The sequence below is a fragment of the Paenibacillus oralis genome (genome assembly GCF_003863965.1).
GTDB lineage: Bacteria > Bacillota > Bacilli > Paenibacillales > Paenibacillaceae > Fontibacillus > Fontibacillus oralis.
The window spans coordinates 5938658-5963515 of the sequence record NZ_RRCN01000001.1; the positions used below are offsets into that span (position 1 = coordinate 5938658).

General features: G+C 36.7%; 15 protein-coding genes. 1 reads left to right on the forward strand and 14 read right to left on the reverse strand.

Annotated elements, in window-relative coordinates; all coding sequences use genetic code 11:
- Positions 1-74: 74 nt before the first annotated feature.
- The 14 genes from EHV15_RS26505 to EHV15_RS26575 form a co-directional block, all read right to left on the reverse strand.
- A complete protein-coding gene (locus tag EHV15_RS26505) occupies positions 75-1478 on the reverse strand; it encodes a TIGR02679 domain-containing protein (protein ID WP_128633867.1) in 1404 nt (467 codons plus the stop codon).
- Positions 1468-5577, reverse strand: a complete 4110-nt coding sequence (locus EHV15_RS26510; RefSeq protein WP_128633868.1) for a TIGR02680 family protein — start codon at positions 5575-5577, stop codon at positions 1468-1470. The genes EHV15_RS26505 and EHV15_RS26510 overlap by 11 nt, the downstream gene beginning before the upstream one ends.
- Before the next feature lie 16 nt (positions 5578-5593).
- Positions 5594-6745 carry a TIGR02678 family protein gene (locus EHV15_RS26515; RefSeq protein WP_128633869.1) on the reverse strand — a complete coding sequence of 384 codons (1152 nt, stop codon included), beginning with the start codon at positions 6743-6745 and terminating at the stop codon, positions 5594-5596.
- Position 6746: 1 nt separating this feature from the next.
- On the reverse strand, positions 6747-8240 hold the full coding sequence (locus EHV15_RS26520; protein WP_128633870.1) for a TIGR02677 family protein: 1494 nt from the start codon (positions 8238-8240) through the stop codon (positions 6747-6749).
- A gap of 1409 nt (positions 8241-9649) precedes the next feature.
- Positions 9650-12637 carry a KAP family P-loop NTPase fold protein gene (locus EHV15_RS26530; protein ID WP_128633872.1) on the reverse strand — a complete coding sequence of 996 codons (2988 nt, stop codon included), beginning with the start codon at positions 12635-12637 and terminating at the stop codon, positions 9650-9652.
- An 806-nt stretch (positions 12638-13443) separates the two neighbouring features.
- Entirely contained in the window at positions 13444-15387 is a 1944-nt protein-coding gene (locus EHV15_RS26535) for a hypothetical protein (protein WP_246061790.1), read from the reverse strand.
- Between the two features lie 115 nt (positions 15388-15502).
- Positions 15503-15877 carry a hypothetical protein gene (locus EHV15_RS26540; protein ID WP_128633873.1) on the reverse strand — a complete coding sequence of 125 codons (375 nt, stop codon included), beginning with the start codon at positions 15875-15877 and terminating at the stop codon, positions 15503-15505.
- Entirely contained in the window at positions 15858-16094 is a 237-nt protein-coding gene (locus EHV15_RS38460) for an HNH endonuclease signature motif containing protein (protein WP_128635553.1), read from the reverse strand. The genes EHV15_RS26540 and EHV15_RS38460 overlap by 20 nt, the downstream gene beginning before the upstream one ends.
- Positions 16095-16250: 156 nt before the next feature.
- Entirely contained in the window at positions 16251-16889 is a 639-nt protein-coding gene (locus EHV15_RS26550) for a hypothetical protein (RefSeq protein ID WP_128633874.1), read from the reverse strand.
- A 540-nt stretch (positions 16890-17429) separates the two neighbouring features.
- Complete coding sequence (locus EHV15_RS26555; protein WP_128633875.1) at positions 17430-18476, reverse strand: hypothetical protein; 1047 nt, start codon at positions 18474-18476, stop codon at positions 17430-17432.
- 175 nt (positions 18477-18651) lie between these two features.
- Positions 18652-20607, reverse strand: coding sequence for a UvrD-helicase domain-containing protein (locus EHV15_RS26560; protein ID WP_128633876.1), 1956 nt, complete (start codon positions 20605-20607; stop codon positions 18652-18654).
- Positions 20597-22684 carry an ATP-dependent nuclease gene (locus EHV15_RS26565; protein ID WP_128633877.1) on the reverse strand — a complete coding sequence of 696 codons (2088 nt, stop codon included), beginning with the start codon at positions 22682-22684 and terminating at the stop codon, positions 20597-20599. The genes EHV15_RS26560 and EHV15_RS26565 overlap by 11 nt, the downstream gene beginning before the upstream one ends.
- A 94-nt stretch (positions 22685-22778) precedes the next feature.
- On the reverse strand, positions 22779-23777 hold the full coding sequence (locus EHV15_RS26570) for a hypothetical protein (protein ID WP_128633878.1): 999 nt from the start codon (positions 23775-23777) through the stop codon (positions 22779-22781).
- A 292-nt stretch (positions 23778-24069) separates the two neighbouring features.
- Entirely contained in the window at positions 24070-24357 is a 288-nt protein-coding gene (locus tag EHV15_RS26575) for a DUF6809 family protein (protein ID WP_128633879.1), read from the reverse strand.
- A 150-nt stretch (positions 24358-24507) separates the two neighbouring features.
- On the opposite strand from EHV15_RS26575, the gene EHV15_RS26580 reads away from it, so the two are divergent.
- Complete coding sequence (locus tag EHV15_RS26580; RefSeq protein ID WP_128633880.1) at positions 24508-24726, forward strand: helix-turn-helix domain-containing protein; 219 nt, start codon at positions 24508-24510, stop codon at positions 24724-24726.
- The last annotated feature ends 132 nt before the right edge of the window (positions 24727-24858 follow it).

Genomic DNA, 24858 nt, shown 5'->3' on the forward strand with positions numbered 1-24858 from the left:
CCGAATCGAGTGAATCTCTGCATTCATACTATCTTCCATATAGGTATATTAGACATTAAAATCCCTGCCCTGATTCATTTATCAACTTGATCTATAGAAATCACAGAAGATATTTCTTTAATCCAATCACTCCTCAGTTCTTTTCCAAATAATTCCTGATAAACTTTTGCTTTAATCTGTACCATTTCTTTTGCTAAGCCGCCTTCTAGTCCTTGAAGGATTTTCAAGTCTGTATCAGATAAAGGTTTGCTTTTGGGTGCAACATAATTACGATATATAGATGCTTCCATACGCCAAGCGTAAAATTCTGCTGAGAACTGCTCCTCCATATTGTTTAACATCTGAATGCCTGGAACATCAAGGTCCCCAGAATAGTAAATAACGCAACTTGGGTTTGCTTTAAGACATTTTTCTATAAATACTTTTGAAGCAGTTCTTGCCTGTCCGATTGTACAAAGTAGAACCGGAAAATCTGGTGGAAGTTGCTTCAATGAAAACTTGTTTAGATTAAGAAAATGAATGGTTTCATCAACTAGATAAGAAATGACAGACGGATTTTCGATAATATATATTGACGAGTACATTGGAAATTGCTTCATCTCTTCAATTTCACGTAAATTTAACGTGCGAGGAGAAGTGCCTTTAACTAAATGGGGCACAAAAACATGCGAAATCGAACTAAGATCATCATCCAGAACGTCGAAATTCCTATAAATTTGACGTTCAAACAAATACTCTGGTATGAATGTCATATGGTTATCAATATTTCCGCTTCGCTTTAAACTTTGGCTATTTATATCATCAAGGGCATTCCATAATAATCTTCCTATTGAATTCGTTTTATCAAAAGCATGTGAATCCTCAGTAACATAAGCAGCGAACATAGGTAATCTAATTTTACCAGTAGAGATTCCACATTCTTTAAACATCTCGTCTTTTCTCATGAGTAAATGCCACAAAGCGCTCAGACATGTTAACAATTCTGAATAAGCATTTGTGCCTCTGTCAAAAACAGTTCTCAAAACCCTATAACCTTTGGCACTTCCTTCCTTCAGCCTTTGAAACCAGTTAAATGTCTTTTGAATAAAATTTTCAAGATCAGTATTAGAGATATTGAATCGGATTATAAAATCTCGTTCTACTCGAACAAATAGATTCGCCCAGGCCGAAAGTCTTAACTCTTTTTGTTCTCGTTTGGTTGAAAGTTGATGGCCGTAATATAACTCCAACAATTCAAGCAGAGAAACCGAATATCCTGCTTCTACAGCAGCTTTTTCAAAGTCGGCGGCTAGGAAACGAGATCCTTTGTAGCGAACGCCAAGAAAACCACGTAAAGCCTTTTCCTCTTCTTCGGTGGGACGCATTTGCACTGTGCCGAATGCCCCATAGCTTTCAAATTTTTTACGATACAAGTCGAAAAGGCGACCAAAGCCGCCGCTGCGCCTAAAAATCTCGACAAGTTGTCTGTTATCCTGCATTGCGGGAACGCTCCTCGATACTTTGCTCTAGCGATAAATGATGTTTTTCTTTGCCGTCCCAATAGTAACGTGCAACAGCGAGCACAGGGGAGTCTACAGGACGAAGAATTTGGGCAATGGAGAGTTCGTCTACCGTTTCGTAACAGCCCCATAGCACTTGGGAGTTCATAATATAATCGAACTCAAAATCATGCACAAGTTGGAACATCTGCGCGATGTTTTCGCTGTCGATGCCCGCAAACGCCTCATCCAATGAAATTATACGCGGTGCATCAGGCGCGGCATAGGAATATTTGGCCGCTATCGCCGCAAACAGAGGCGAGTAGATGCTCATCGCCTTTTCCCCGCCACTGAGCTCCCCGAACACCTTGTTTGTAAAGCGCTCTTCCGGAATGCCCTTGCGCGTGATGAACATGTTAAAGCGGAACCATTTGCGGTAATCCAGCGCATTCTTCATTTCTTCAAACATCGAGAAACTCGCGTCGTCCTTGCACTTTTTGCGGGCTTCATTGATTTTGGACATGAAGTGCAAGCGCACTTTTTCCTTTTGCGACGGCGTCAAATAGATAGACTCTTTAGACAAATACGACAGTAGCTCCGTCGTCGAAATTTGGTCTTCTTCTTTGCTTGCGAGAGGAACCCATTCGAGCCGCATCTGAATGGTGCCCTTCACTCGCTGCAGCATCACGTTCGCATCTTGTTCCCAGCGCTTCGCGGCCCGCACTTTCTCATGGATCGCGGTACCGACGACGTCAATGAGCACCTTTTCAAACAACTTCTGCTCCTCTTCCTGAATATGCCGTGATATAAGCTTTAGTTGATTATCCACATCACCGTGTACTTCCCTAGGCGTGTTCTCCACATGCTGGGGTGAAAAGACCAAAAATTGCCGCGAGCAGTGCTGTGCAAGGAGCTGCCATGATGCGTCTTCCTTGTCTTTGGCCTGAACTTCAAGCGGGATCGTGCGCCGCGACTGCTTAAGATTGTAATCCACAAGTTCGCGCTGCGCGTGGGCTTCTGCATCTTTTAGTGTAGAAAGTACCACCTCAGCCGAAAGCGTCTTACACGTGTCCTCCAACGCCTCTACGACCTGGGAAGCGCTCTGCGGAGGACATACAAAACCTAGAGATAGCTCCTCTTGGAATATTTTCGTCCACGCATTCAACAGTCTCAGCCGCTCTTCCATCTGCGGCTGTTCTTTCTCATGGTTTTCAGCATACGTGCGGATATTAATTTCTGCATTATTGATTTGTTTGCGGTAAGTTTCAAGCAGTTCATCCGTCTCCAGTGCTGCCTTTCTTGCTTCCTCGATCTCCTGTTTCACGTCTGTATCGCCGAGATCCTCTATTCGCTCAAGATACATCGCCTCCATCGATCTGTTCCTGTCAATGCTCCGCTCAAGATCCGTTTTCTCATCCATTAGGAACCCAAAATCATCAACTAAACGTTCTTTTTCTGCCCCAAGGCTAGACAGTAACTTAATCTCAGAAAGCCATTCGATGTGCGCCACTTGAAGGTCGGTGAGCTTTTTTTGGTAACGTGCAAGATCGCCGAGGGCCTGCTGATAGCTAGAGTGCGTAAGCGGAAGCGGTAGCTCCATTTCCTGTGCTGCATAATAGAGCGCATTGCGCGTGACTTGGGTCTCGTTGCGATACACACGCAGATCGTTTTGGAGCCGTTCCAATAAGGAAAGCTGCGCAATGCGCTCCCTGGTCTTGTTTTCATAGCGGGCAAGGGAATCCTCTAGCCCCTCGAGAGACGGGAACATATCCCGCTCTATATGAAGCAGGCGCTGCTGATTTTCCACGGAAAAGCGTTCCGATTCCAAATCGTATTTTCTATTCATGAGTTCGTCACGCAGATTTTGCAGTTCTTTTAACCTACGTGCCCGAATTTGTTCCCGCGCGGATTTCCCAATGTACGCATCCTCGTATCGAGGTGCCAGCCCCCCGACCATGCCGCTGCGGAATTCACCTGTTTCAAGCACATATCCTTCCTCATGGGGAACAATAGATATAGTTTGCAGTACGGCGCTAATGTCATCCTCGGAGAGCCCGTTAATCGGCGTCGGGCGCACATAAGTCAGCAGATTTTCTTCTTTATAGGAGCCTTTTTGTACTACGGTCATGGAAGCGGCAACCATCGAACGATCGCTTTCATGCACCACAAGAGCCGTTAGAAGACCCGCGCGGGTAATAGCACCTTCGATGGCTTCTTTCACGGACGGCTCTATGTGCTCCATAAATTCAACCGTTTCATAAAAATAAGCGGCTCGGATGTTCTGTGTGCGCAAACGCTCCATTTCTACCACCTCAAAAGCGGTAAGATCGGGCTCCATCTCCGTTTGCGCAGATAGTTCTTCCGCCTTTGTTTCCGTCTCCTCAATTTGCTTTTGAAGAAAACCGATGGAGGCCGTTAGGTTCGCTAGCTCTTGTTGAAGTGCGCCGAGACGCTTGTTATACAAACCATTTAACCAATCCGTTACCTTCAAAGGAGAGGAGTCATCCAAAAGGTCGACAATCCCTTGCAGAATTTCCTGTGCTTCGAGAAGCTCGCTAGTCTGAACCTGAAATTGTTGGGCCCCTTCCGCCCATTCTACAACAGCCTGTTCGACCGAAGCGGTACTCTCGGCAATTTCTTTCTCCAAGGCACGAATCTCTGCTTCGATTCCTTCTGCACGTTCTTCTTCGGCCGCCACATGTCGCTGCATCCGCTCCTCGTGTTCGAGGCGAGATTGCAATGATCGAAGTTGACTCGCGATGTCCTCCACCTTGCTGTGATACTCCTTAAGGGCTTCATGCCAATTTTGAAATCCTGCGTCTGAGAAATTTTCGAGACTGGCTTCAAAGTACTGACGCAAGGCGGTGTGAGGCTTGAAATAGGCTTCATCCGCTAGCGATTCCATCTCCGAAAGCGCATCCTTGCGGCTTTTGGCAGCTTTGTATTCCTCCCCTTCACTTTGTTTGATCCGATTCTCCACTTGGCGTTGTTGTGATTTATTCTTATCCAAGGATTCGATCTTACTTTGCAGTTTTTTTTCTGACTCTTGCAGAGCTTCTCTTACCTTTCCTAATTCTTCCTCAAGTGTAAAGAGTGCGTGACCTTGCATGGAAGCGATTTTTCTCTGGAGGGTTTCTTTGATGTTGGATTGTTTTGTCCATTTCCGTTCCAAATCTGTTTTGGTTGCCAGTGCTGCAGCTTCGGCAGTTTTATAATCATTCATTCGCTTCATGGATTCATTGAACCGTTTCTCACTGGATATGAGATGTTTCGCTTTCTCATATAGAGATAGCTGGTTGTAAGTGTCGTAAGCGTCCGCCAACATCGTAAGGAAACTGAGTTCACGGCCAAGACGAGTTTTCTTTTCTTGCAGGCTATCCATGCTCTCCAATGATGAGGAGAGCGGGGCCAATTCATATTGTGACAATTCTGGAAGAGCATCAGAGAGAACGTTGGATACCTCGCTCGCTTTTACAGCATTAGAGAGCTTCGGACTTCGGAGTTGGAGCAGCACGCCGATCAGTTCTTTGAATTCCTGCGTAGTATTAAACCGATAAATTTCTTGATTCACGATCTCTACATAACGCTGCTGGCTGTCGGTGACTTCTCCGTCCCCGCCAATGCGGTTCGCCAATTCAACCCTGGTAAGAGGAAACTTTTTAGTTTCCCCGCTTACAATCTTTTCATCATATAATTGAATGTCTTTCCCAATGCGCTTATTATGGAGAATGAAATACCACGTGCGAATGGTGTTGTCACTCTCCCGCCGTTTACCATTCAAGCCGATCCCAACGGTCACAAAGGTGTTTCCTTTACGGTACTCCATATAGAGATATCCTGTACCTTCCTCGCGTTTTGACACATGCTTATTGCCGAGCAAAAGATCGATCATCCGCCGATCTTGCGAACCGAATGGATCAAGGCGTGACGGTCGCTTATCGCCGTCAAGCAAAAACGGCACCGCCATGGTAGTGGATACTGATTTACCAGAACCATTGGCACCGCGGACAAAAAGGCGTCCATTGCTAAACTCAAAAACCGTGTCACCGTGATACCAGAAATTTATAAGACCGAAGCGATTCAAATGAAACGTACTCATCGCCTATCCCCCCCGTTTAAATAGATTGAGATACGTATTCCCCAGTAACGCGCCCCGCAGCGGAATAAAATACAACCTGCTCGCCCGTAAGCGTATCCGCCATATGAAAGTCAGACATATACTCCATAACTTCTCTCCAAATTGCGGTGACGGGCCGTTCTGTAAACGATTTGGTCCACCCATGACTATGCAGATTTTTGATCTCTTGAAACCATTTGATCGCCTCATATTCCGAACATAGAACACGGCCGTTATGATCAAGAGCTACTTCTTGGCTGTTTACCTTATCCCAAATGAGGGTTGCATATTGCACGGCTGCATTTGAAATCTGCTCATCTTTTGGATAATAGTCTCCATAACGGTTTTCTGCATGGGTGAGCATCGTCGTGCGATGGTACCGTTCGAGGTGCCAATATTCAAACCGTTCTGAAATCATTTCGTTCAGGCTCTCTAGCTCTTCCCTATCTTCCAGAAGCTTGACTTCCGCTTCTGATAGTTCGTCATCATAGACGGCCGATTCCAAAAAGAATCTGCGCAGAAGCCGTTGTCTCGGAGTCGTACCATTGGCAATCTCTTTCGCAATATGCTCTTCCAACTGGCTACGATTTTGGATTTTGCTTAGATCGAAGAAGTACAGCGGTGCGAAATGACGGAAATATGGAGTGGTCTGAAACAAAACATCATGCTTTTCATTGTCTCGAAACCCGTCAATGTCACGGTCTACGACATAGACGAGCCTTAATTTCACGCAATGCTGCAGAACATCTGCAAAGGCCCTACGATGCGAACGCTCTTCCCAAGCGAAAGTAACTGCTTCTTCAGGATAATACATACGGATGGCATCACAAGCGTTTTGCAGCGTAAACTGCCGGTCTTCCCCGTGGTCTTCCAAGAAAGCAAGGAAACAACAGAAAAATATATAGTGGAGTGACGTTGTAAAGTCGCCAACGCCCATAAATGCCTTTGGCGTGACGGGAATTTTCTCTAGTTTGATAAACTCATTACGCAAGAGTAGACGATAGCCAAAGTATTCCCGCACGATGTCGGCAATATCTGCTTTTCTGGCGAGAATCTGAAAATACAAATCCGCCTGTGTGTCCCGATGAATCCAGTAGTAGTGAAACAGAGCTTCAATGCACTCCTGCAGCACCAACCGATCCTTATCCATGCTAATCCTCCGTAAACACGAATTCGTAATCATCCATCGTCAGCGTACCGTCAGTGGAACGCAGGCGGATACGCTTATTAGAACGAAGCCTAAGAGAAAATCGGCGCCCGTCTTCCGTTCGACTTTTTAAGTTTTTTGTAATCATGGCTTGTCCCAATAACTCAAGCAACAAATCCCGCACTTCGGGATACACGACACCGATTTCATCCAGCGTAATATTGCCGTCCTTTATCAGGCTGTTGAACTGCTCCTGCACCATTCGCGTTTTCTCCAGATGCTCCTGAACCAGAGACATCTGTGCTAAGGGATCTTCGTATACAGGTAGTTTGGTGCGTCCGTTGCGGTTCCCAGGCGTCTTTTTGTTGAGCGGCAGTTCGAATGGATCACATTCCCACACATGCTTAGTGTTATCATCCTCGAATTTACGAGGGACTAAGAAGTGTTTTGTGGTGGAAACTCCAAACATCGCACCAGCAATAGCATGGCAATCCCGCAAGTCTGAAGTGTTCGCAAAAATGCGGGCCAGTTCTAAATAGTCATTCTTGCGGCTTTTAAAGTAGTTGAATTTATCGCTGATCTGATCTGCAATCCGTACAATTTTTTGGATGGTGCCGCGGGTTTGCTCGATGAGAAAGCGGGAACTCGCTTTACGGTCGTTGATTTCCACAAACCACCCTTTAAAACCGAGCCATTCTGCCCTTCTTCGCTCAGAGGCAAGCACCACCTCAAACTTATCATCGATTTGCTGCTCCGCTTCGTAAGAAACAATCGCGGAAATAATGTGCTCAATCTCACTTTCATCGATGAATCCGAGGCGCTCTTCGATCAAATCTTTCTTCTCCATAATGCCGACCACGAAGTCGCTTAATAGACGTACAAATTTTTCTTTGTACGGCAAAAAAGACTCCGTACGGATCAAACGTTCATATGGTTCGCTGTTTACGTGGGACAAGAAGTCGGCGGTGCCGTTGCGTAGGGCTTCAAATCGGGACATGAGGTCCCGCCAGATGTTGCGGATATCGCCCAACGTTCCATTGTTCGAAGGCCTCCACCTGCGAAGTTTGGTCAGGTCCTCTAAAATATGGTCCGCCAAAACGCGCTCGAAAGATCCACCGCGAATCGCCTGCAGATTATGTTGCATCTCCTCCAGCGTACGTTCAAGTGAAATGGTATATTGCGTGACCTCATAATAATTCTTGCGTTTATAAAAATCCTCGATGCGCTGTGCATGGGATTCGTCTTGATGGACAATCAGGTTGTTCCATTTCACGAGCGCCTTGAGGTCTTCTTCCAATTCTTTCTCGGAATAATCCTTAAAGTGAGGGCCAAACTGGTCTGACATTACCAATTCTTGATACACATCATCCAGGAACATATAAGAGTTGTATTCCTGACGGTACTTCTGATAGAAAACGTAGCAGATGGGACGGTATCTTTCTGCTTTAGGAGCAGAAAGATATGTCGCTTCTTTTACGGAACTTAATAGAAAGCTCATTCGGCAACCTCCTTTCTAAGACTGATATGTATGTATCTAATCTAGAATCTTAGGCTCAGCAATACTTTCCACTTCAAAAAACACTAGACTACTCTAGTTTAATAACCCATTGAGACAGATATTTGTCATGGAATGTATATTCTTATGATTTTTTTATTGTTAAGTAAAGCAGTCACAGCTGATAAGCAAATTAGGGTGATTCAGTAGCAGCGCTAGATAATTCAAATTGCACTATTCCGAGAGTCTTCTATTGATATCAAACTTTTTCGACAACAATATAATAGTAGTTAGCATATTTCTAGGGTGTGATTTCAAAACTTAACCAACCAAACCATAGCCGAGGCGAGCTCTAAGAAAGAAAAAAAAGTACAAGGCAATTTATCGTACCAGGTCGCCAGTCGGCGGTTATGCTTCAGCTTGCTGAACAAGCACTCGCCCAAGTGACGCTCTTTGAACACCACCCCACCGGTCGGACGTTGGACGGTGCGATGCTTGCAACTAGGAAGACCACTTGCGCCTGCTTCTCTTCCAGCAGTGCGAGGATCTTGTTTGTGTAACCTGCAGTTTGCCATAACGTTCTTGTCCTCCACATCCATCTTTTATAGGATCTCAAAGACCGTTACGTAGTCGTTTATGTTGCCGGTGCTATTCCAATGGGTTACCGATTGCGTCTACGACCGTGTGGACCTTGTCGGTTAAGCCTCCCCGTGATCTTCCGACGCTTGCAATTGCTGCCTCCTTTTGCATCAGCCCCGTGCTGGTGAACCCGGGTGATGGAGGCATCGATCATGACGCTTTCGGCATCCGGTTCAGCGGCCAGTACTTCGAGCATCCGGTCGAACAGACCCGCTTGTTCCCAGCGGCGGAACCGCTTATACACGGACTGCCACCACAAAATAATCGGAGATATCCCTCCATGGTGCTTCCGAGCGCACCGCCCAAAGCGTCGCATTCAGCATCTGGCGGTTTTCTTCGCCTGACGTCCACCTTGTGCCTTCCACCCAGATGGATAAGTGGGCTTTACCCATTAGTCGTCGCGTAGTTCGTATCGGATTCTCATATAAAAAATTTACCAAATTTTAGGGCGCATTAATAGTTTGAAACACGTCCTAGGCGATAACATTATGATTAATGTCTATGTAGATTTTGGTGTTTTCACAAGGAGTTCGAACAAATTAATGGGTTGGGTATTCTAAAAAGCGGCAACATGTTCATTGATCTGTATCGGTTGGAAATGTATCCAGTCACACCTAGTTACGACTAAAAAATGCGAATTCACTCGCGTTCCTTTGTCTTTATTTACTATCCACATTCAAGAAAAAGAAGTCTCGTGTCTTATCCAAACACCCCTATTATAAAGAAAGACCCATGTCCTTAAAGACATAGGTTCTATCAGTTTATTAGAGCTCTCACGGCCGTGTTTCGTTTTCCTGACTGTTGTTACTACTAACTAATTTATCAAGTAGTTTGTATGCCTCTTCCAAATATGTTTCATAATTGATCTTACTATAACTTTGCATTAGTTTATCTTTTAATATAAATTGTACTCCCTTGATGTTTTCCCCATGTTCTTCCCAATAAGCCCCAATTCTTTCCATATTAAGAACTTTCGTAAACTCGTTAATGTGGGGTACATACTTTGTGACAAATTCATAAGTAGTTTGATAATTAATGCAAAGATAATATAAGAAATAATTATAATTTATTTCATTTATTGCAGGATTAAAGCAGATGTCAAAAAGGTATTCATTCATTGCCCTATTAATACCATTTCCATCTTTCTCACCCTCAAAATCGTAATAACCGCAAGGGATACCACTTCTGTATGTTGTGCTACCTAATTGATATATCATAAAAGAGAGCATAGTTGATTTTAGTGAGAATAACTTAATACTTAATGCCTCACTTGAAAATTGTGACTTGATATAATCTAATGATTCACCGCTAACGTTTTCTGCTGTTAGTCCTAAAATTTCTTCGAAGATGTTAATACCTCTGGAAATATACTTTTCATTAAACAACCTAAATACATATTGAGATATTTCACGCATTTCACCAAGAACAATATCTTTCACATTCCCTGAAGTGGGATTCTCGCGTCCATCATGTTTAGATAAAGCCCTGGATAAATTATACATGTCTCCGCCCCTATCTGCGCAACAATAAAGACGGAATAACAACATATCGTATAAACCAAGTATGCCCCGTTCATCTTTAGCTAAGTTGTCTAAAATGCCGTTGTGTTCATGTTTATTTTCACCAAAAATCCAGTAAGCAATCTGAATTACATTCTCATCTGTATTATTAAAACGGTTACCCGATTCATCAATCCATCCAACTTTATCTAATAATTTTGCAATGTACAAGGGTAAATCGTGGCGTAAACCAACATTAATTTCTCCGATTTCAAGAATTGAATACCGTGGTAAGCTATCTAAAGCATAGTGAATAACTTCCATTGCTTTATTTGGCGAGAATTCACCATGAGAAGAATTTATTATAACTCGCCAGAGTTGTTTATGGTTTTCTTCACCAGATGAGAATGAAAAGTCTTCAAGATTAAAAATATAGCTTATATTTTTTATATTTAATATCTCATTTTTTTTATCTGCATAATATTTGTACTGTTCTGTTAAAACCGGTGGCGATATTTTAATTATCAGATTCAAATATTGTTCTAAGTTTCTGCCACTGGGACTCCATTTTGACCCGTTAAAACAAGCATATGAAGTAAGTTGTTCTTGTGAAAGATTTTGTTGTTTCTTCAAGCGTTGCTCCGCATTAAAAACTTTATTTAAAAGAAATTGTTGAGTTTGAGTCAAAGTCTCTAAAAAAGCATTGTATTTTTTCGAGTTTTTATAAACATCTTCATTATGAGAATCATTTTTGTTGTTTTTTGGATAATCATCATCGTAATTATTCAAAACTGAGAAAAAGCCACGTTTTCCCTGAGCCTCAGTATTATATATTTTTCTAAAAATATTTGGATAATTAATGTAAATTAGCAATAAGTGAATAAGATCATGCTTATCAAAATCAGAAATTGATAAATCTAATTTTTCAACTTCAAGTAAAATGATTGTATTAACTAATCTTTTTAATTTTCTAGCATCTCCAATAAAGGGGATATACATGTAAAATTCATTTGAACTAAAAATATCCTTAAGTCCTTCTACTGCTTTTGAAACAAGCACAGGATCACTTAATAAATTTCTATACACTGATTTATCTTTGTTCTCTGTGAAATAATTGAGTAGTAACGTCTGATCCAAGTACAAACTTATTTTAATATTTATAAATTTTTCAAGAAACTCAATTATCTTTTCAGTATCAAGTTTTTGCTGTTCGAATGCCGTAATATTCTCGGTATCATAACATAATACATAGGATATATTGGGTAAAGAAAAAGATTTTTTAATAGTAAAGAGAACCTCTTTTATGCTTGAGAAGTTTAAGCGATCTAAATCATCTACTACCACAACAATTTTTTTATCCATATTGCGTAAAACTAATTCAAGCTTTTCAAAAGTCTTGTCAATAGATGTGTTATCGAAAGGCATTCCGAATCTCATACCGAAAATTGAAAAAGTTAACTTCGAATCATTCATTAATTTCACATATTTTTCAAAAAGAGATTCTAATTCTGGCGCAAAAAAATGATTTTTAATTAACTTCAATAGTCCTTCAACAAATTTTTCAAGTATTTTATCAGAGTTCTCATATTTAAGTGGATCGAAGGTGTAAACAAGCATCTTATCATTATAATTATTATGCCAATATTCTTTGCATAGATTTACAAAAGTTGATTTCCCCGTTCCCCATGGTGCATCAATTCCAAAAACAAGACTTTCTGGTGAGCCTTGATCATACACCCTCTCGGCGAATCTTTTGGAAATATCTTGAAAACCAAAAGCGTCATCATCTTTATGCTGACCTTCTTTATCACTTATAAAGAATGAATCTATGTTTATATTTTTAGTAGTAACGACTTGTAATTTTCTAATCATTAAAGCCATAAAAAACACAATTGGAAGAAGAATTAAAATAATGATGCTTTTTGAAGACATTGCACTAATCCATCTATTAAAATAACCAATACCTAAACCATCAATTAGAATGATTGAGCCTGCTCCAAAAGAAAAAATTAATAAGAGATCCCACCTCTTGCTTTTTAAAATAATATAAATCTTTTTCCATACTTCCTTGCTATGTAAAATGTTTCTAATTATCACAAGATACAAAGCACCAATAAACCACAGCCATTCTTCATTTTGAATCAAAGCATTTGAAAAATTCACCACAATTATTTTAAGAATTAAAATAATTTCTGCAAGTAGGAATCCAAATAGAAGCCATTTACACAACAAATAAAAGTGTCCTTTTAAGTTTTGCATCATTAGTCCCTCTATCTTTCAAATTTAATGGTTTGACCGATTCATTTTATAAAAGATTTAATCCTGCTTATTAAGTATTACTTTGAAGTTGTAATGACCAAATAGTTATTTTAGAGAACTTGGGGGGATTTTACCAAACTTAATATTAATAAAAATAAGTGGAGGTTAGGCCAGTATCATTTCTCCATATTTTGTTATCTGATTAAAAAGACGGATTCCTTTTTCCAATACCTTACTCAGTTCGATGAAATCTTGAATTGATGCAATAAAGATAGAGTAGAATTTTAGATGATGCTGGTCTGAGACAACTCAAGCTCGTATTCTAAAAATTATTTGACACCCATGTTTCTCCTTTTCATCTTCTTTGACAGTTCGCCTATTTTAATAATTCATAAAACAGCCCCAATTAAATATACGAATAATATTTTATTAAAATAGTCTGTATGCACTATAGTCATATTCTACTATGAAATGGAATAATATGACGAAAAATGTTTCTTTTCTCTAAAATAAAAAAAATCTTCTCACACAAAAGCAGATATAAAGCAGTGTCTCAAATTTATTTAAATATAGATGGTCAATATGACAAGATCTGGTATAAAGTATTCACGTTATTGGAGATTTTCTTAAGGGGAAAGCTCCCTTGTCATCGATAATATAGTCATTGACAAGGGAACTACAAATTCCTTTGACGTTAGATATGTAACAGTTATTAATAAAACAACTGCCTTGAGACTTGTACTGTTATGACTACCTACGATTTATATCATTCTTATCCCTATCTTTTGTAACATCTTACTAATAAAAAATCACTCTCTCATATTTTCTATTACTTTTAATGTACAAAAATCATCATTAATTTTTATAATTGCAATAATAAACAATCTTAAAAATATCAAGTAATTTTGATTATGAATTCTTTCATCCTCACCACTATTTGGCTGAGTATGACTGTATTTATTTCTTAAGTCTAGTCCGTTATTGAATTGTGATTTGTTAAGTGTGTAGTTTATGTAATCTTGTTCCGGTCTCGAAAAAAGAGAACTTTCAATTTCAACCACATTTCTTTTTTCTAAATCATCAATAATTGTTCTACTGAATTTCGAATATTTCCAATAGCTTATTACATCATTCAAATATAAATCCTTAAGTATAAAAATCAGCTGTTTATTGTTAAAAACAACGTATTCGTCTTTATCAACTGACAGATACTTAAGATCTATTAGCCAGTTAACTTTCGAAACATTATAATTGGCGATTTCACTTAGCTTTATTTTTTCATTAGTCAGTAATTCAAAAAAATTGTTATATTTTTCTTCAAATTTTTCATGATACCCCAAACCGCTTTGATCTGAAAAAAGTAAAAATGTTACCGAGTTAAACTCATTGCCTGAACCATAGACATATTTTTTGTCAACAAGAGATGGAATGTTCTTGTAAATTAGATGTTCAGATCTTATCTCTAGGAGTTCGAAGTCAATATGCCCCTCCTCAACATATAAAGTAAATTGTTTCAATACTGACTCCAATGCTGGCATAATATTGGTACACTTTTCAAGAAAAGTTGAGTTAGCTGAAGGCATAGTTACTTTGAAGTAATGTTCATCAAATTCATTTGCAAGGTAATTTTCAAAAAACCATTCAATAACTTCCTCCAACCTTATACCAATACTAAAGAGATGACTATAATAACCTGCCATTTGTAGTAATGAGAACGTATCCTTTTGTTCAAATGCAAAACCTTTATTATAAGCATTTTGGGAGGATGTAAGTAATTCTTCAAACACCCCCATCTCACTCGATTTATTAGTAAGGATACACCTCATTTGTATATCTACAAATTCAAATAGAAATATAAAATTATTTAGTAAGGTAGCATAATCTGTATTCCTCTCAATCCACTTAGTACTGTAGCTAGCAGATATTGATTGACCTTCAAAGTTTAGAAGAACCTCTTCATCCTGTGATTTGGAAAAAATGACTGTGGTTTCAATTTCCATACCAGAGTTATCTTTAAAAAATTGCTTTTCTAGCTCTTCTACTTTTCTTTTTGACTTCAATATAGTTTTCGGCGAAATTTCGAGCTTATCCTTACTACTTTGAATATTGGTAATTAGTCGTAGATAATTCAAACTAGGGTCTTCACTGTCAATATAATTACAAATAATCGTCTCTTTGTCTGAATTACTTAATTCTCTCGGAATATATATTGGATCCTTTTCTCGATGATGTTTAATTTCATATTTATCCAGAAGTATTTGGGCAGATGAGGGATTATTAAGCATATATTCTTTAATTAATTCACCAAAGTGATCTGTTATATCCTTACATCTCATTATTTCGTATAACGATCTTTTCGTAACATTTAATAGTTCACGAAATTTTTCGTGTGAAATATTTAAATAGACCGTTAATTTTTCTAAGAGTTCCCAAAAATCATTTTTGTAGTAAAACTCAACGACATTATAGATACTAATGATGGTATCATCGTTAATTGATGTTTTAAAATTTTTAGCTGCAATACCAAAATACTTTTTAACTGCTACCCCGAATCGCTCAATAATGTCAGGAGTCCATTCATCAAAATAAACATTATTATCAAAATACTTTTTAATATTGTATATTTCAACTATGTCGTTAATATCTTCTACCACTTTTTTACCGGTATCATAATCTTGTATTATTTCCTGAGATTTTTTTAGATTATATCCATAAGTCAAATCGTTTATTGAGTAAAATTTTACTCTTTCCATTTCTTCTCCTTATTTAATTTAATAAATCGCATTGCTTTCTCATTACATCCTAGTATTCCAACGCTAATAGCCCCAATGACAGCTTATACCTTACTGGATCATTATGTTGACCTATTTACTCCTCAGATTCATCTAAACTTATCTTAAGTATTTCTGTATTATCTTTGTGCCTAATGTATATAATAGCAATTGGAAAATTAGTAGGTTCTCCTCTTCCACCTTCTAGTATCCGAACTTCTCGTGCTCCAAAAACAAAATAATCATTGTCCATTAACTCATTAATTTGTTTTGTTAACTCATAGCTTTGTCTTACTCTCTCACCCGCTTCAAATTCGTTAAGTAACCCCCCTAAATCCTGAATATACTGAAAAAATCCCGAGATTAGTTCAGTGTGATTCTCATTTAATAACACATCATGATCAAACTGATAACCCATAGCCCCATCAATAATCGAAATAATATCCTTACCATTAAGTTTCTTGCTGATCATCAATCATTTTATGATGTACACTACATAATAAAATTAGATTCTCATAAGAATCAATCAATTCTTTATCGTAATTTGAATTATATCTTGGGCCATTTACTTGACCTGAAATTATGTGACATTCTTCCCCAATGACTGAGGGTGCATCTTGCGTAGTTGCTTCTATAACTAATTCAATTTTACAAATTGAACATCTATTTCCAGACCTCCCCCAGAGAATCTATCGTGTTTTCTCGGAGATTGACATAATCTAATCACCTTCATAAGAATCAATAGTATTCGCTTAACGTATCGTGTTTCTAACGCAAAAAGGGGGTATATTGCAACAAGCATACGTTCTCTTTGGAAGTAATTATAAAGTTACAAATTTCTTCAGTTACTTAAGAAAGTCGATGATTTTAATATCCTCTAACATTCTCTTTAATTGACTCATTCTTCTAAAGGATATGTCTACTATTTGTTCAATAATAGGTTTTAACATATAAAACAGACTAAAAATCATCGAGCACAATGCCACTATTTGTATAATTATTAAAAAACCATTATGATCCTTATCCAGCAACCACTTGATAAATAAACTCAAAATAGGAACAAGTATTACAGTAGTTATTGTATAAAAAGGTTTTAATATATTTTCACTTACTTTTAAATTTGGTAACTCATCATCTATTTGGTTTAATAATTGTTCTATTTGAGAAATACTATTTACATTTCTTTGATTTAGAATTATTCTCAGAACATTAATATCATGTTCATAGTTTTCTTCAGTTGTACCTATATGTTTAACAGCACTTTTTCTCAATTCATAACCAAAGTATGATTCTCCAGAAAATCCACTAACAAGCAATAATATAACAAGCCATGAATTTTCATAAAACAAATAACAAATAAATAAACCGCCTGTTATTAGCATCATAAAAGAAAAAATAACCCATACGTACCAGTTTAAAAATTTCGCATATGAAGTAACTCTTACATTCTGCTTTAAATAATCTCTATATATTAACCACAACATATACTATCCTCCTTACAGGAATTTCATCTAGCATATAGGCATTCACGAACCCCCTCTTATTCGAAGGACCCGCCACGACGTAGTGATCGGATAAATTAACCCCTTTGAAGATCCACTTTGTCACTGAACGGCTTAGAGGCCCGTATGGGTGAATTGCTCTTAGGCGAGGTTAAAGCCATCATCGAGTTACTATCGCCTATCTTATCATTTTGTTAATTTCCTTAGCTTCAGTTCCCTCAACATCATGTATGTTATTAGCTCCACCAAATTCAAAACAATGGTCTGGTATAGCTGGTCTCTTTCTAATTGCCTTACGAACAACTTCCTTAAAAGCTTCCTTATCTTCATTAGAATTTTTATAATCAACGATTAATAAACCTTTAGTGTAATCTTTTACATTTTTTTGTCCAGAGAATAATTAGATCATTAATGTGATCATCCCTGAAACTGTATCCCACGTTGAGCATTCAGACTTATCTTTGTAAAAAAGACAAGTTTATTGCTGAGCGATCAGTCCCGAAGGACTATCATTGCATTACATTAGAAACGGGTTCGTTTTGGTTTTAAAAATTGTCCAGTCGTTCTATTTGATTTTGACAATATTCGGTTTATACGATAAGTAAATGAAGCGATACGTTGTTCAGGTATATTTGTGTCAATTAGAGCTTTGGATATATCTAATAAGGACGCTCCATTCGATATAATATCCTTTATTCCTCCACCCGTTAAAAAAATATTTCCACCTGTTAATATTAGCTTTGCAGCGTTAAAAATAAGGTTTCTTATCCTACTATTCTTATTTTTAGTTATTGCTTTTTCTAGGCTCATTATTGAAGCTTTTATTTTAGTTTCAACTAATAAAGAGCATTCATAATGCAAGTCCTTAAGATTATCTCCGTCTAAATTCTTACATAAAAAGTATGTTAAATCTAATATTCCTGTTCGAAATTCGATTAATTCATCTTTTAATTTTTCTCGAGAAAATAAAATATCCTCAACATTTAAAGTACAAAGTTCAGGTAAAGCAAATTTATTAATCGTCATCATTGCAAGACTATCGGAAACCATCCTTACCTTTTGCTCAATTGCCAAAGTGTTATTAAGTGGATATTTTCTATCAGTTAATACTGGGATATTGTATGTCTTGGCAACTGAATAAAGATAAATAGATCTTATTAAATCTTTAACTGTCGTAGGTTTTCCAACAATTTTGGAGTTTAATGATGTGATAATAGAATTTGTTAAATCATCAAGATTAGAATCACTTAGTCGAAGAACAATGCCATCATCATTTTCATCAATCCGTTCTATCGCCAATTCTAATTGATTTATCTCAGGAAATAATTTAGTTACCTTTTCTGGAGTGTATATATCAATAAATCCCTCACTCGATAATATATCGAAAGGACCTAATAGAAATTCATTTAACTCTTCACTTTGCGTATCTAACCTTTCACTGTAATCATTCGTTATATCAGTGTGATGGAATAACATTACGTTATCATAGTAAATACATAAACTAGTTAATAACCTAGGATCTTTAATATAAGGTTGTGGTTCGTATATTATACTTAATTTATCATTCATAATAATATAATCACCTCAATTAATAGGTGCACTGTTTTGTTTTATAATTATGCTATCCATTTTGTGTATTTTCATTAATAGAGCAAATAGTTCACTATCGAGACCATGACCATTCAGGAAGAATATAAGTATTCTTTATTCCAAACGTGTTCTCTTCTTTTTACCATTAAAATTATCAAGAGATATCATTTTTTAACTTCGGCCTAATTATTGATACTCCAGCATCTTTTAGAATTTTATATAAAGTCGTTATATTTTGTACACTTTGTTCAATATTTTCTAAATGCCTTTCTCGATTTAGTACTCTTCGTACTTTACTTGCTGTAAATATAACTCTTCTCTTAGCTCTTGATAACGCTACAAAGAATGCTCTTTTATCTTCTTCTGAGTTATTGTTAAAGTTCCAAAATGCAGCATCTTCAAGACCAATAAAAATAACTGTATCATACTCAAGACCCTTACTTTTGTGAATAGTCATCATTGGAATGCTATGATTACCATAAATATCCTCAACTGTATTTCCCCAATCTTTTCTAATTTGATATGCACTTTGTATTTTCATAGTTATTTCATTAATTAAATTATCAAAGTAGTCTCCTCTACTATATTTAGGAAAACTGTTTTTTATTTTTGTTGGATCAAAGAATTCAATAATTGAACTAACAACTTTCTGGAGAGCGGCTTCATTAACTATTAATTTATCAAGTTCTAACAATTTTATTTTCAATTCTAGTAAAAATTTGCTTAATTGATCTTCTGACTCATAAAGCAACTCATATTTGGTACTCTCATCGAAACCATTTATATAGAACAAAAAATCGATAGTATTCTTCCTAGCATCAGGAGCTTGATGTTTAACAGCAAGAGTAATCATATTCAATATGATATTCACGATCTCTTCTGATAAAAGGTCTTGGTATTCTTTTTCTTCTCTAGCCTGAACCCCATATACGGCTAATCTTCTTTTAAATGCTTCACCATAAATATCCTCGTGCTGCTTAACAATGATACAAATATCCCTTGGTTTAATCCCTTCTATATTAATCCAATTAATAACTTCATTAGCCAAAAATATGGCTTCTTCTTCATGATTTTTAAATGCCCAAATTTCGCAAATTCCTTCTAGCTCTCCCCATTTATCAGTGACAATCACTTCGGCACTATTTTCTTCTAAGTTTTTTGAAACAATATTTTGTATAGTAACTAGCTTAGGTGAAGAACGGTAGTTCATAAACAATTGAGTTTCTATAGCCTGAAAATCAATTTTGAAATGATTAAAAATACCTTTTTGAGCTCTTGCCCAAACCATTATTCTTTGTTTTTCATCACCGACTGCTGTTATTGTCGATTTGGATCCAAGAAATGATGTTTTTAACAAAGAATATTGAATATCTGTAGTATCTTGAAATTCATCTAAAAAAACATGACTATAAGTTGTTCTTAATGCATTGCGAATATAGCGGTTCTCCCTCAGTAAATAATCTGCAATTCTTGAGATCATAGGAAATGTCAAACCGCCTTCAAAATCAAATGTCCCTTTTATTAATATTCCCCATAAACTTAAGTTTATATGAACTTGGATACTATCGTCAGGTTTCAATGGAGGCAAAGGGAGTTTCATGTTACAAAGCAAATTTGCCAGATCACTATTACGACGAATTACTCTTCTCCAATTGGGGAAATGGGGATACAAAACTGGCAAATACTTATCTGCAATATCAGCTAACTCACTATCCTTTAAAAGCAATCTGTAGTCTTTTGAAGGACGATACTTCTCATTTATAGCTAATCTGAAATGATCCAGCAAATGCTTTGCAAACGAATCGTATGTCATGGATTCGAAACGTCTCGCTAATTCTTTTCCACATCTTGAATTGACTCTATCTGCTAAATTTTCTGCTGCATCCTTCTTAAAACTAATAGCTAATATCTTTTTTGGGGCGGTGCAACTATCAGTTTCAAGTAAGTAGCAAGCTTTTTGCGCTAAAAGTTCTGTTTTCCCTGCCCCTGGTCCAGCAATAATTACATGGTTACTTGAACTTCGTACAACCTCTTCAGCATTATTTTCAAGTATGATTCCATCTTTTACTTGCCAATTAAGCGGGTTTATGAAAGTAATATTATTCCTCATTTTTTGCACCAACCATACTTGAATTTATTTTTAGTAACCTTTTAATAGTTTCCACTAATTCGAGTAACTGCTGAGGACATTTTTCTCGAAGTTTATCTTCACTAATAGCAGCCAGTGCCATAAAATGCGTGCTAGGCTTACTTCTATTAAGAAACAAAGAATTATAGTAAATCATTAATCGTTTTTGGATATCGTTATAAGTACCACCATATCCATCATTCGATCTTTTAAGAGTTGATTGTATTGCTTGTATTTCTTTCTCTTTATATGATTTAGGTTCTTCAAGTTCATCCGGTATATGAGTTTGTGCTATCTGAATATACTCATCTGAAAATGCTTCTAGCATTACAAAATCTATATCCAAAGAATATGAAAAATGAACATTATAAGGCTCTCCCATTAACTTTTTTCTCCAAACATTTAATTCTTCTGCTTGCAATTGATCACTAAGAGGCCATTTATGCATTTCATTTAACTGTGAGTCCTTAAGAATAGCACCTTTATATTCTAGCAACTTATCTTTATTCAATTTATCGCTTCTGTGTAATATTAATTGATTGATCACGTATTTAATTCGTGTCCATCCACCTAAATTTCGCTCTCTATCTAAATCAAGCAAAGTTACATGAGGTATATTAAGTTTATTTAATAATCTCCACATATGATTAACATAAACTCCACCAAGTGGAACGATTGAAATTGCATTCATTTCTATATCTAATCCGAAAACTTTAAGTACTTTAGGTATTATGATTTCTTCACTATCGCCTTCACCTAAAATTACAAGTCTTGCAAAATAAATTTCCGGATATACTCTAATGGCTTCTTTTATATATTTATATGCTTCGTCAGTTTCTTCTGGTAGAACAATTTCGTTTACAATCGTTGCCCCGAGTTTATCTTGATCAGTCTGACCAATTCGGACATGTCTTATCTCAATAGGTTCAACATTTTTCACTATGGATTCACTATGAGAAGAAATAATAACTTGGGCGTTATCATTTTTTGAAATGGTCCTAAGATTTTGCATCACCTTACCTAATAGATGTGGCGCAATATGATTCTCTGGTTCTTCGACTGCGAGAATTGTAACAACTGTTGGGATTTTTTTGAAATTATATTCTGAACCATCTTTCTTAGCTTCTTTATATTCTTTTTTTATTGTGTTCTCTAATTCTAACAATGATGCAACTAAAGAAAGATAAAATAATGAACGCAGACCATCACCTAACTGGTCTACTGAATAATTTGTAGGCGACAATGAAGGTGAAAATTGCACTTCAATTCTTTTTAATATTGAAGATAATGTTGAACTATTAAATGCTATTTCAGCATTGTTATACCGCTCATCCCAATGATAATTTTTCCATTCTTTTTTTAATATTTCCCTTACCTTTCTTACTCCGACAATATCATCAAATAGTTCTCCTTCAACCGCTTTCATATTCGTTTTAATTAGATCATTCATGTTTGAAGGCCAATTTATATAAGAAAGTAATCTGTAAAGGACGGTTCCAGATACATTTTTAAGTTGAGTATTAGGATCTCTCATAGCTGGTATATAAATCAACTGAATTACTGCTCTTTCATAGGGTTGAACAGGCTTAAGTGTTTCATCGGTAATAGTTTCAGTATCGGGTACAGTTATGTAATATAATTTATCATCAATCACACCTTCGGGGGTATTAGCTGAATGCCAAGTAGCTATTAATCTAATCCTGATATAAGGTTTTTCGTCTGGTTGATTAATAATCATATGCTTAAAAAAATGAGGGACTGTATTTGCTGAAATTTCATCATCACTTTCCAACTCTGGAAACTCAATTTTCACTTCAATATACAACTGTGATCCATCTTTTAGATCCTCAGGCTTCTTACCCATCGGTAAATGAAAATCTGACCGTTCTAGAGCACGTTCAATCTGATTAACTGCAAATAATTTCAGTAACGCATGTATCAAAGCTGTTTTGCCTGAACTATTCGCCCCAATTATCGCTGTAAGTTTTTGTAAATCCATCACTGTTTCTTCTTCGCTGAAACTCCTGAAATTAGAAATTTTCATCTGTGTTATTTTCATTTAATAACAACTCCTTAGCCGTTCTTTTTTCATATTGCGCCATTGTAATAATTCGGCATCATCTTCTGTACATACACGTGGTACTTTGCATTACTTACAACTTATCGAAAACAGGTGATCTTCTCAGCAAGGAATCAAATTCAATTCCTAATAAAAAACCTTGCTCATTTATGAATTGCTCTTTACATGACATAATGATTTTAAATCCTACCTTTGTAAATTTTTCTATTGCAATATGATTAATATTTAGGTCCATCATTTGAACTATTGCAAATTTAATTAACCCTGTTAAATCTTGTCTGCCTGACAATTGTTTCAGCCAATATACAACTTGAGCGGTACCCTTAGGAAGTGGCTTTCCTCTATATGTAATAAATAATTCTTTTCCTCCCTGAGCTATCTTTTCGCGAAGTTCCAAATAGCAGTTGAATTGTTTAATTAATCCCTCTGGTAATCGAATACTTATACCATCAATGCTAAAGGATCCGATAGTTTTATAATAAGATTCCACTGGAATTTTAATAATTTCACGATACGGTATCCCAGTTAATAGAATTAGTTTTATAATTAATGCTGATGTAATCATATTCATCTCTTTACTTCTTGTTACCTTTGTAATAGATATTTCAAGAACAAGGTTACATTCTTTGATTAAATCCTCTACTTCATATTGGGTTAATGGGTCATATGAAGTCGATTTATCCAACTCGCTATTCTCTGCCAAATAGATGTTAATCTTGTTTCTAAATGAACCCTCTTTATAAGCCGGAGATCCTAACTCTTTTAAAAAAGCATCATTACTAACATAATCATTAGATATTATGTAAAGAAGAAATTCTTTTACAGCTGATACATATCTCTGGACAGTAGAAATTTTTTTTATGCTATTCTCCTTTATGTAATAATCTATACTGGAAATAATAGTATTTGTATCTAATCCTCTTACAAACTCATCGATATTATTATCTGTTACATCTCTGGATTTTAAATAATCATAAAATACCATTAAGTCCTTGTAATATCCTATAGGTTTTGGAGACAGATCTATATCATAGGAGGACATAAAATTAGATACATATTTTTCAAAGTTCATTTATTACCGCCCTTTCAGTTATGTCATATAACTTTATATTCACAAAGTTAGTGAATTAAGGAATACAGCTAATATACAAACAATCTTTGATAAAACTAGTCTTAATGACCTACAGTTATATTCTACTATAATATGGAATAATATGCCGAACAAATAATTATTTGCTCGATAATAAAAAAACTCCCGCTAAAAAATAGCGAAAGTTATGGATATCTATATCTTTTTCACATAACAGCAAGCACATTTGGCTCCTGATTTTATATACAAAAATCCTAGGCTGCCCTCACCAACTTCACTCTTTAAAAACCTTCCCCTCCCCACAAAACACCTCCACCATCATCAAAGCCCCCATCCTAAATCCCTGGACAAAAGCGGTGCTTGTAAGCATGGAACTAGTATCACCGTTCAAATCCAAGATTTCCTCAAGAGTTTTAAAGTCGTTCTCCGAAAATCTTTGTTTGACTTCCAACATCAAATCAGAAATTTCTCCATTGATCGAACGATATTCGGGATCTGTGGGGACCGTTCGCGCTTCAGGGTTAAGGTTTCCTTTGTAAAGTTCCTCCAAAATACTTTTCATTCCACTCTCCTCCTTTAAGAATTGTGAACAGTAACGTTAAAAACCTAAAAAACAGCCAACACTTTCCGTATAAATCAATTTTATGCGAAAAATGCATAAAACTCAATATGCAGTTTTCGCATAATTTAAACTTAGCTTGGGTGAAGAAAGATGTACAAAAGAATACGCGATTTGCGTGAAGACCGGGATTTGACGCAACAACAATTAGCAGATTATCTGAACATCTCTCAAGCAACTTATTCCCGATACGAAAGCGGGAACTTGGATGTGCCAAGTTCTGTGTTGATTAAGTTATCCGAATTTTACGACGTAAGTATTGACTATATTCTGGGTCAGACGAATATGTTCAAACGTCACAATGGAAAATAAATAGCACTGGCGACAAAGAGTGTCAGGTTTGATGATTACAATAGAGGGGTGATCCCCATGTCCCTATTAAAAAGAACCACCCTTTGGCTTTCTATCATAAACATCTTGATATGCCTAAGCGACTACTTAGGG